The following is a 9,838-nucleotide window of genomic DNA, read 5'->3' on the forward strand; positions in this document are numbered from 1 at the left end:
GGCTCCGCCTGCTCCAGCCCCGGCTCCGCCTGCTCCAGCCCTGGCTCCGCCTGCTCCAGCCCTGGCTCCGCCTGCTCCGGCTGGTGCAACACCCCCAGTTCCTGCAGCTCCTATAGGAGCGGGAACTATGTCTCAAATAAGGGTGCCTTTTCCGCCTACGCTTTCTTTTCTTATTGGATTTAGACATGCCGGCGAAGACATTGACCAAATAATAGCTTCGTTCACGGAAGTATATCCTTCATCGGCTAACTACATAACTAATAAAGAAGGATGTATCGACATAGAGTTCAAATTTGACAAACCTACAGGAGTTCAACATTCTGTTTTAGATTTCATAAAAGACAAGCATGGTCTAATAGAGTTTGTCGCGGGTGCGCTAGCGAATCCACCTCGGTAAGCCATGTCTAGGGCGTGGGGGTTTGCTAGGGTGTCTTTGCCCCTTACGTAATTGGCTGGTGAAAGGTAAGCTAAGCGGTTACATCCTCTCTTTGAGGTTTTTGCATGGGGCTGAAACAGGTATGCCCCGGTGTGGACGAGAACCTAGCCTCGCGCCCACCGAAGGACAGGTTGGTCACTCAAACCGATTCAGTTCGTCAATTGAAAGCGGCATTTAACAGTATAGAAATTTTAATATTCTGTGGTAAAATGTCGCGTGGAAGCGAAGTTTGCTCTAAAGATATGCTAGCTTTAAATCCGAAAATGGAATATCTTCGGCATGATGCTTAGCCGTGCGGGGGTGGGTAATGCTTTCTGCAGACCTTGAGAAAATTTCTGGCGAAATAATTAAGCTTCACCGAGCTCTGTTTGAGGAAAGTCCAAGTCCAATGAAGTTACAAAAGTTGTGCTACTATTCTCAGGGCATATATTTAGCTGATCGAGGAACAGAGTTGTTTTCTGATGACTTTGAAGCATGGGTTTATGGTCCTGTAGTCCGCGACTTGTACCAGAAATACAAACATTGTGGGTGGAAGGCTATCGATGATGAAATTGAAGTCGAAGGCCTTGATGAAGCTAAGGTAGAGTTTATTACTATGATTGTTCAGTCTTACGGTAGATTCGATGGTGCATCGTTAAGTACCATGACTCATCGTGAAGATCCTTGGGTTAACGCTCGTGGAGGCATTCCTGATACAGAAGGCTCCAATGCTGTTGTTACCAAAGCCTCTATGGAGGCGTATTTCAAAAAACAACTCCAGTAAAAGTAACAGTCTATGGCAAAGCCCGGCAATAAACTTGCGGACAAAGTAAAAAATATCTCCGAGAAGGCATTTAAGGCTGTCGAGAAAGAAAAACTTTCAGTCAGTTTTGATTATCTTGACTGGGAAACAGAGATTTTTTTCCTACACGGACTAAACGATGCGTACTATCGGCATCTTTTCGACGCTTTTTGTGAAATTAAGAAGTCAACAGCTGATCAAATTAAACTACAGACTCATCCTTCTTTAAATCCTAAGTGCATTAGTTGGAAAAATGCGAAGTATATCACCCAAACATCATTTCCTTCATCAGTCGTAGAAAAGGTCAAGTCCTCATTTAAAAAACAAGTAGACAGCTCAAGTGAGCTTCAAAAACAGGCTGAGGAGATGATGAAAGATTCATTCGAACTGATGGTTGCGAAAAACTCTGGACGGATTCATGGCTTTTTGTTCGCCAACAAGTTTCACGTCGTATGGTTTGACCCTGCACATAACCTCTTTCCCGGCATGGTCGACGGCAAAAAACGGCCTATTAAATTGCCGAAAGATGTTCAAGAAGTAAAGCCATTCTCTCCAGAGGAGTTCAAAAGGCTTAGAGATTTAAACATCTCTTTGGCTGCTGACAACGAAGCTCTAAGAGTAGAGAACGAAGAATTGATGCAGATGCTAGAGATAGAAACTAACTGAAACAGCTCATGGGGGTGGTCCCATAGCCCGCATAGCCTTTTCATGATTCGGCTTTGACCAAAGTTTGACCAATACAATGGTAGCCGGTGTTATCGGTTGAACGTTTGCAAACGAAAATCGACCGAATGGTGGGATCTAAGTAGTATAAATGTCAATGTTTTGCTGGCTGTTCTAGGCCCGGAGTGGATGCGACTGCGGTGGATTCGAATCCCGTTTCCCGCTCCAATTAATACTAAATGGTTCCAGTAGTTAGAGCGGAACTTCTAAGACTGTCCCCGGTACTGTCCCTAAACGGAACCGGGGATTTGCTTTTCCGGGGTAGCACGAAGTCCCGCCCGAAGTAATCAAGCATTTCCTCCGCGTCATCCTCCAGGCCTTCAACGTAATTCCCATACGCCTCGTAGACCATTTGTTTGCTGGCATGTCCCATCAGGTTTACCAGCCTCAGCGGATTAACACCGATAATGAGGCTCCAGGCTGCGAAGGAGTGCCGTGCAGAGTAGGAGGTCACGTAAGGGATCCCCGCCTTTAATACGGCCTTCTGCCATAGTTTGCTGAATCGGCTGCTGTTGAATCTCTTCCCATCGTCCATAACAAAGACGTAGGGGAAAGAGGAGCGGTCAAGGATGGTCTGCAGCCGTTCTCTGATGGCCTGGGTTATGACGATTTGCCTCTTCCTGAAAGCGGTCTTGAGGCTCTTCTTTTCTTCCCCCAGGACATAGGAGCTTCTGACGTTGATGTAATCTCCTTCAATGTCATCCCGCTTCAGGCCTCCCAACTCGGAAGGGATCATCCCGGTAAGGATCATCATTTCGGCAATGGGCAGGTAATGGTCTTCAAGGTTATCAAGGAACTTGAGCCAGTCGTGAAGCCTTATGACGGTGTGCTCTTTCTTCTCTGTCTTCGGCAGCTTCTTTTTTAGGTTGTCGAAGGGGCTTTTCAATATCCAGCGGTAATGATCGCAGGCATCGTTCCAAATGGCCCGGAAGGGTATCAGGAGGTTCACCTTTCGAGCCGTTGAAAGCGGCTTGCCTTTGTCCTTCCCCTTTTGCCTTACCAGTGACTCTGTGAACTTGAAAAGCTCTATGCTGGTCAGCTGGTAAAAGGTGAAGTTCTGGAAGTGGGGCAGGATACGCGATTCAAGAGCTTCCTTGTAATCGTTCCGCTTGGTCGGTGAGCCGAAAGTGGGGTAAATGGTCTGCATCCACTCTTTAGCGTAATCACCGAACAACACCTGATGCGGTTCCGGTCGATACTCCCTGCCTTCCTTCTGGGTAAAGTATGCCTTTTCCTGATCCGAGGAGCCGGGGAACGCTTCGGCAAATTTGAAGGTCCCGTTCTCGATCCGCTCCGTAATCCTGTTGAGAAAGGCGCGAACCTTCCTTTCATTGGCTGGGGTGTCGTCAAGTTCCGTTGACCGGGTGATCCGGTGGCCGAAGTAGTAGAAATCGACATAGAGTTTTTTAGAGCCTTTACGCCTCTTGATGGCTCCGGTTTCCTTGACTGGTGTCTCGATGGCTAGATTGCCTTTCTTCATTCTCATGTTATGTCCTCATGTCGTTACCCTCCCTTCAGTGTGTCTAAGTCCGGTGCGGAGAATAGCGGCATTTCCTCTAATATTCAATAGTCGAGATTGATGGCCGGGGCTGCGCCCCTACCGACAGTCAACCCCGGGCCTGGGACCGAGGCTGCGCCTCGCTGTGAATCGTGCTCACTTCGTAGCACCGGCAGTTGAGTGGCTTGGCCTTCATCCTCCGGGATCGGCTTCTGCTGGCCTTGGAAGAAAAGGCTCTCCCGCCAGCAGAAGCGGAGGATTCGGCCGAGGCGGATGTAGTGGACACCTTCCTTTAAAACCCCGCTTTTCAACCAGCCGAATACGGTGGTACGGGACACCATCATCTTTTCTGCAAACTGCTCAACCGTCAGCACTTCGGGGCTAGCCAAGCTGACATTGCTGAAAGAGTCAATCTAGACGCCAAGCACATCAGTAGGCTGGAGACCGGCAAGACCTTCCCTTACCCTGAAACGCTTGAAACCTTGGCCAAGGCTCTTGATGTTCCGGTGAAGGAATTCTTTGAGTTCGAGCACTTTGAAGAGGAGATGGTTAATGTGAAAACGATTCAGGAGCTGCTTGAGGGCGCAGGGGAGGAGAAACTGAGGTTGGTATACAAAGTTGTGAAGGCGATGCTGCAGTAATTCTACCTCGAGTACGGAGTCTAAGGGCTTGACATTAGAGAGGAAATGAAGTATTGATGCCGTGGCAGTGACTAAACGCCTCTAGGAGCAAAGGCCTTCGACACTATGGGAAAAAGCCGCCAAGTTGGCATGAAGCTGACAGGCGGTTTTTTTGTTCCTTTTTCACCGTACCGCTTTGGGATCCAGTTCTTTCGGGACACGAAGCGCCGCTGGGACCGATCCGCAAGTTCATTATCGGGTGCCAGCTGCGACACCAATGCGCACATCGCAGGGCCGGCTTTGGAAGTTTAAGTAGGACGGAGAAGACGAGTGGCTGAAGACTGGCGGCGCAGTTGACAAAACGAGATAGGAATAGGCTAAATGAGCAACAACAAGGAAACCGAGCGGGCTGAGCTCCACAAAACCATCTGGCGCATCGCCAACGACCTGCGTGGCAGTGTTGATGGCTGGGACTTCAAAACCTATGTGTTGGGTATGTTATTTTACCGATTTATCTCCGAGAACCTGATCAGCTACCTCAATGAACAAGAGCGCAAAGCAGGCGATCCGGAATTTGACTATGCCTGCTTGAGTGATGCCGATGCCGAATTCGGACGCGCCGAGACGGTCAAGGAAAAGGGGTTCTACATCCTGCCCTCGGACCTTTTCGGCAATGTGCGGGCGCGAGCGCGCCATGACGCCAACCTCAACGAAACCCTGAGCCGGGTTTTTACCAATATCGAAGGTTCCGCAAACGGCGCGGAGAGTGAGGACGATATCAAGGGGTTGTTTGACGACCTCGATGTCAACTCAGGCAAACTCGGCCCCACAGTTGCCAAACGCAACGAAAAGCTGGTCAAACTGCTCGACGCCATCGGCGACCTGCCTTTGAGCAACGGTGGTGGCTTCTCGCACAATACCATCGACCTTTTCGGCGATGCCTATGAATACCTGATGCAGATGTATGCCTCCACCGCCGGGAAATCGGGCGGCGAGTTCTACACCCCGCAAGAGGTCTCCGAGCTGCTCGCACGCATCACCGTCGTTGGTAAGAATGAGGTCAACAAGGTTTACGACCCTGCCTGCGGCTCCGGCTCACTATTGCTCAATTTCGACAAAGTGCTGGGCCACGACAAAGTGCGCCAGGGCTTCTTCGGCCAGGAAATCAACCTGACTACTTATAACCTATGCAGGATCAACATGTTCCTGCACGACGTTAATTACGAGAAATTCGACATCGCCCACGGCGACACACTCACCGACCCGGCGCATTGGGATGATGAGCCGTTTGAGGCCATCGTCTCCAATCCGCCGTACTCGATCAAATGGGATGGCGACGCCAACCCGTTGCTCATCAACGATCCGCGCTTTTCTCCGGCCGGTGTGCTCGCACCCAAGAGCAAAGCGGATCTCGCCTTCACTATGCACATCCTCTCCTGGCTGGCGGTGAACGGCACCGCGGCCATCGTAGAATATCCCGGCGTGCTCTATCGCGGCGGCGCTGAGCAGAAGATCCGCCAGTACCTGATCGAGAACAACTATGTCGATGCAGTCATCCAGCTACCGCCGGATCTCTTCTTCGGCACCACCATTGCCACCTGCATCATCGTGCTGAAAAAATCCAAGCACGACAACGCCACCTTGTTCATTGACGCCAGCAGCGAATTTGTTCGTAGCGGCAACAAGAACAAGCTCACGGACGCCAACCAGCAAAAAATCCTCAATGCCTTTATTGCACGAAAAGGCATTGATCACTTTGCACGGCTTGTGGACAACACCGTCATCGCGGAGAATGGCTACAACATCGCCATCTCCTCCTATGTTGAGCAGAAAAACACCCGTGAGACTGTGGACATCCAAGTGCTGAATGCCGAGATCGCCCGAATCGTGGCAAGGCAAACGGAACTGAGGATGCAGATCGATACCATCGTTGCCGATTTGGAAGGTGAACAGGCATGAGCCAGATGGATCAATTGATTGCCGAGCTTTGCCCGAGGGGAGTGGAGCATAAAACACTGGGTGATGTTGGTGTGTTCGCACGCGGTAATGGCCTTCAAAAAAAAGATTTGACCGAGTCAGGTATTGGTGCAATTCATTACGGGCAGCTATACACCCATTATGGTGTTTGGGCTACCGAGACTAAATCATTCGTTTCCCCTGAACTAGCTAAAAAACTGCGAAGGGCGCGGGTCGGCGATCTGGTAATCGCAACTACAAGCGAAAACGACGCGGATGTTTGCAAGGCGGTCGCTTGGCTTGGCGAAGCAGACATTGCCATCAGCGGGGATGCCTATATATATCGCCACATGCTTGAGCCCAAATACGTTGCATATTTTTTCCAGTCCGAGCAGTTTCGTGCACAAAAAATGCACCACATTACGGGCGCGAAGGTAAAGCGGATTTCTGGCGAGAGTATGGCCAAATTTCGGATTCCCGTCCCACCCCTCGAAGTGCAGCGCGAAATCGTGAAAGTGCTTGACGCTTTTACCAATCTGGAGGCGGAGCTGGAGGCGGAGCTGGAGGCGCGCCGGCGGCAGTACCAATACTACCGCGATGCGCTGCTCGCCTTTAGCGATCAGGATGTTCGCTGGGCGACGATGGCCGAAGTCGGGAAGTTCATTCGCGGGCGTCGATTCACAAAAGCGGACTATGCTGAGAAGGGAGTGGCCTGCATCCACTATGGTGAGATTTACACCCACTACGGCACTTCAGCGAATAAAGTTATTTCGCATGTACGGGCTGAGATGAAAGCAACTCTGCGTTTCGCCAAGCCAGGAGATGTGGTCATTACAGATGTTGGCGAAACTGTCGAAGATGTTGGTAAAGCCGTCGCGTGGATAGGCACCGAAGACGTTGCGATACATGACCACTGCTATGCATTCCGCCACTCGATGAATCCAAGGTTCGTTTCTTACTGCATGCAAACAACTTCATTTATAGCAGAAAAGGCGAAATATGTGGCTCGTACGAAGGTGAACACCCTCCTGATGGATGGCTTTTCCAAGATCCACATTCCTGTCCCGCCACTCGATGTTCAAGAACGCATCGTCGACATCCTCGACAAGTTTGACGCCATGGTGAACGATCTCTCCAACGGCCTGCCTGCTGAGATCAAGGCCCGCCGCCAGCAGTATGCGCACTACCGCGACCGATTACTCAGTTTCCGGGAGGCTGCATGACCGAGGACCTCGCGCCGTACCGCATCGAACCGATAGCGCTTTCTAACGAAAGCACAGTTGTCGCTGAATTCCTGCCGGACGGGGTACGTGAGACGGCCTACCAGTCTGAGGCCGAGCTGGAAAAAGCCTTTATCAAACAATTGCAGTTGCAGGCCTATGAGTATCTGCCGATCACCTCGGAGGCTGATCTGACCGCCAACCTGCGCCGGCAGTTGGAACTGCTCAATAAAATCGAATTTTCTGACATCGAATGGGGCCGATTTTTCACCACCTGCATTGCCGGTGCCAATGACGGCATCTTGGAGAAGACCGCACGCGTCCAGGAAGACCATGTTCAGGTGCTCAAGCGCGACAATGGCACGGCCAAGAATATCTACTTGATCGACAAGCAGCATATTCACAACAACAGCCTGCAGGTCATCAACCAGTACGAGGCTGAAGGCGAGCGTGCCAACCGCTACGACGTGACGGTGCTGGTCAATGGCCTGCCTATGGTGCATGTGGAATTGAAGCGCCGGGGCGTCGACATTCGGGAGGCATTCAACCAGATCAATCGCTATCAGCGCGACAGCTTTTGGTCGGGCTCCGGCCTCTTCGAATACATACAGCTCTTCATCATCAGTAACGGTACGCTGACCAAGTACTACAGCAACACGGTGCGCCACGGCCACCTGGCCGAGCAGAGGAGCAAACGCTCACGCCAGAAGACCTCCAACAGCTTTTCCTTCACTAGTTGGTGGGCCGACGCAAAGAACCACCCCGTCACGGAGCTGACCGGTTTCACCAAAACCTTTTTTGCCAAGCACACACTGCTGAACATCCTGACCAGATACTGCGTGTTCGACGTAGACCGCAAGCTGCTGGTCATGCGGCCCTATCAGATCGTGGCGGCTGAACAGATTCTGCAACGCATCGCTACCAGTACCAACCACCGGCAACTGGGCACTACCACCGCGGGCGGTTACATCTGGCACACCACCGGCAGCGGCAAGACTCTGACCAGCTTCAAGGCGGCGCAACTGGCCCGGGCTCTTCCGGAGATCGACAAGGTGCTGTTCGTGGTGGATCGCAAGGATCTGGACTACCAGACCATGCGTGAGTACGAGCGCTTCGAAAAAGGGGCGGCCAACTCCAACATCTCGACGGCGGTGCTGCAACGGCAGTTGGAAAACCCGAATGCGCGCATCATCATCACCACCATCCAGAAACTCAGCCGCTTTGTGGCAAAGAACAAAAAGCACCCGGTCTATGATGCACATGTGGTGGTGATTTTCGACGAGTGCCATCGCAGCCAGTTCGGCGACATGCATTCTGAAATTTCCCGGGTCTTCAAGCGCTACCACCTTTTCGGATTCACTGGCACGCCGATCTTTGCCGACAACGCGGGCAGCCACGGCAACCCTTTACGGCGCACCACCGAGCAGGCCTTTGGGAACAAGCTGCACACTTACACGATTGTCGACGCCATCAACGACAAAAACGTGCTGCCCTTCCGCATCGACTATATCAACACCATCAAGACATCCCAGAATATCAAGGATAAGAAGGTGCCGGCCATCGACACGGAGCGGGTACTGCTGGCCCCTGAGCGCATCACGCAGGTGGTGAGCTACATCCGAGACCATTTTGATCAGAAAACGAAGCGTACCGCCTCCTACCGCCACGACGGAAAGCGGCTAGCTGGATTCAACTCCCTGTTCGCCACTGCCTCCATCGACGCGGCTAAACGCTACTTCGCTGAGTTTGCCGAGCAGGAAAAAGAGCTGCCGTCCGCGCGGCGTCTCAAGGTTGGCCTGATCTACAGCTTTGCTGCCAACGAGGAAGAAGCCGATGGACTGCTGAACGAGGAGGAATTCGAAGCCGAAGGGCTGGATCAAAGCTCACGGGATTTTTTGGATGCTGCGATCAGAGACTACAACGCCCTGTTCGGCACGAGCTTCGACACCTCAGCTGAAAAGTTTCAAAACTACTACAAGGACTTGTCGCTGCGCCTGAAAAAACGCGAGCTGGATCTTGTTGTCGTCGTCAACATGTTCCTGACCGGTTTCGATGCCACCACTCTCAACACCCTATGGGTTGACAAGAACCTGCGTGCGCACGGGCTGATCCAGGCATATTCGCGCACCAACCGCATCCTCAACTCCGTAAAGACCTATGGCAATATCGTTTCCTTCCGCGATCTCGAACATGAAACCAACGACGCTCTTGCCCTGTTCGGCAACAACGATGCCAAGGGGATCGTACTCCTGAAGCCTTACGCTGAGTACTACAAGGAGTACCAGCAGCGAGTTGGAAATGCCCCGGTTTCGTGGACAGTCAGTTAAGCGGCAAGGCTGAGTTGGTCTACCTCGTAAGGGGTCCGGTACCCCAGTGAGGAGTGGATCCTCTTTCGGTTGTAGAAGCGCTCGATGTACTCGAAAATGCTCTGCCGTGCCTGAACACGGGTTTCGTACTGGTTGTGGAAGACCAAGGCTCTTTTGAGAACGGCAAAGAAGCTTTCTGCCGGCGCGTTGTCCCAGCAGTTGCCTTTGCGGCTCATGCTGCAAATAGCGCCGTATTTCTCCAACATTCTCTGAAAGTCGCCACTGGCATACTGTGAGC

General features: G+C 51.9%; 9 protein-coding genes and 1 pseudogene. 7 read left to right on the plus strand and 3 right to left on the minus strand.

Translation table 11 applies throughout. The annotated features are described in order from the left end of the window. The first annotated feature begins 743 nt into the window (after positions 1-743). Both K419_RS22645 and K419_RS22650 read left to right on the plus strand, forming a co-directional pair. On the plus strand, positions 744-1,199 hold the full coding sequence (locus tag K419_RS22645) for a Panacea domain-containing protein (RefSeq protein WP_051293171.1): 456 nt from the start codon (positions 744-746) through the stop codon (positions 1,197-1,199). A gap of 12 nt (positions 1,200-1,211) precedes the next feature. After that, complete coding sequence (locus K419_RS22650; RefSeq protein WP_035497741.1) at positions 1,212-1,883, plus strand: hypothetical protein; 672 nt, start codon at positions 1,212-1,214, stop codon at positions 1,881-1,883. Between the two features lie 232 nt (positions 1,884-2,115). Here the strand turns inward: K419_RS22650 and K419_RS0121350 are convergent, their stop codons facing one another. Both K419_RS0121350 and K419_RS22935 read right to left on the minus strand, forming a co-directional pair. After that, positions 2,116-3,426: an Arm DNA-binding domain-containing protein gene (locus K419_RS0121350; protein WP_026843307.1), complete on the minus strand. Its 1,311-nt coding sequence runs from the start codon at positions 3,424-3,426 to the stop codon at positions 2,116-2,118. 77 nt (positions 3,427-3,503) lie between these two features. Then, positions 3,504-3,827: a helix-turn-helix domain-containing protein gene (locus K419_RS22935; protein WP_051293173.1), complete on the minus strand. Its 324-nt coding sequence runs from the start codon at positions 3,825-3,827 to the stop codon at positions 3,504-3,506. 6 nt (positions 3,828-3,833) lie between these two features. Here K419_RS22935 and K419_RS24480 point away from each other — a divergent pair. The 5 genes and pseudogenes from K419_RS24480 to K419_RS22660 form a co-directional block, all read left to right on the plus strand. Further along, positions 3,834-3,908 (plus strand): annotated as a pseudogene (locus K419_RS24480) (hypothetical protein); the annotation flags it as partial. 12 nt (positions 3,909-3,920) lie between these two features. Next, positions 3,921-4,079 carry a hypothetical protein gene (locus tag K419_RS24350; RefSeq protein WP_264175626.1) on the plus strand — a complete coding sequence of 53 codons (159 nt, stop codon included), beginning with the start codon at positions 3,921-3,923 and terminating at the stop codon, positions 4,077-4,079. A 360-nt stretch (positions 4,080-4,439) separates the two neighbouring features. Next, complete coding sequence (locus K419_RS0121365) at positions 4,440-6,017, plus strand: type I restriction-modification system subunit M (protein ID WP_026843308.1); 1,578 nt, start codon at positions 4,440-4,442, stop codon at positions 6,015-6,017. Next, a complete protein-coding gene (locus K419_RS0121370; protein WP_026843309.1) occupies positions 6,014-7,237 on the plus strand; it encodes a restriction endonuclease subunit S in 1,224 nt (407 codons plus the stop codon). Before K419_RS0121365 ends, K419_RS0121370 begins: the two co-directional genes overlap by 4 nt. Continuing rightward, the gene (locus K419_RS22660) at positions 7,234-9,561 is read left to right on the plus strand and encodes a type I restriction endonuclease subunit R (RefSeq protein WP_198013140.1); all 2,328 of its coding nucleotides are present in this window, start codon (positions 7,234-7,236) and stop codon (positions 9,559-9,561) included. Before K419_RS0121370 ends, K419_RS22660 begins: the two co-directional genes overlap by 4 nt. On the opposite strand, the gene K419_RS0121380 is transcribed toward K419_RS22660, so the two are convergent. Further along, on the minus strand, positions 9,558-9,838 hold a 281-nt coding region (locus tag K419_RS0121380), incomplete at its 5' end, for an integrase core domain-containing protein (protein ID WP_026843310.1). The two genes, K419_RS22660 and K419_RS0121380, sit on opposite strands and share 4 nt — an antisense overlap.

Source organism: Citrifermentans bremense R1 (assembly GCF_000426865.1).
GTDB lineage: Bacteria > Desulfobacterota > Desulfuromonadia > Geobacterales > Geobacteraceae > Geomonas > Geomonas bremensis.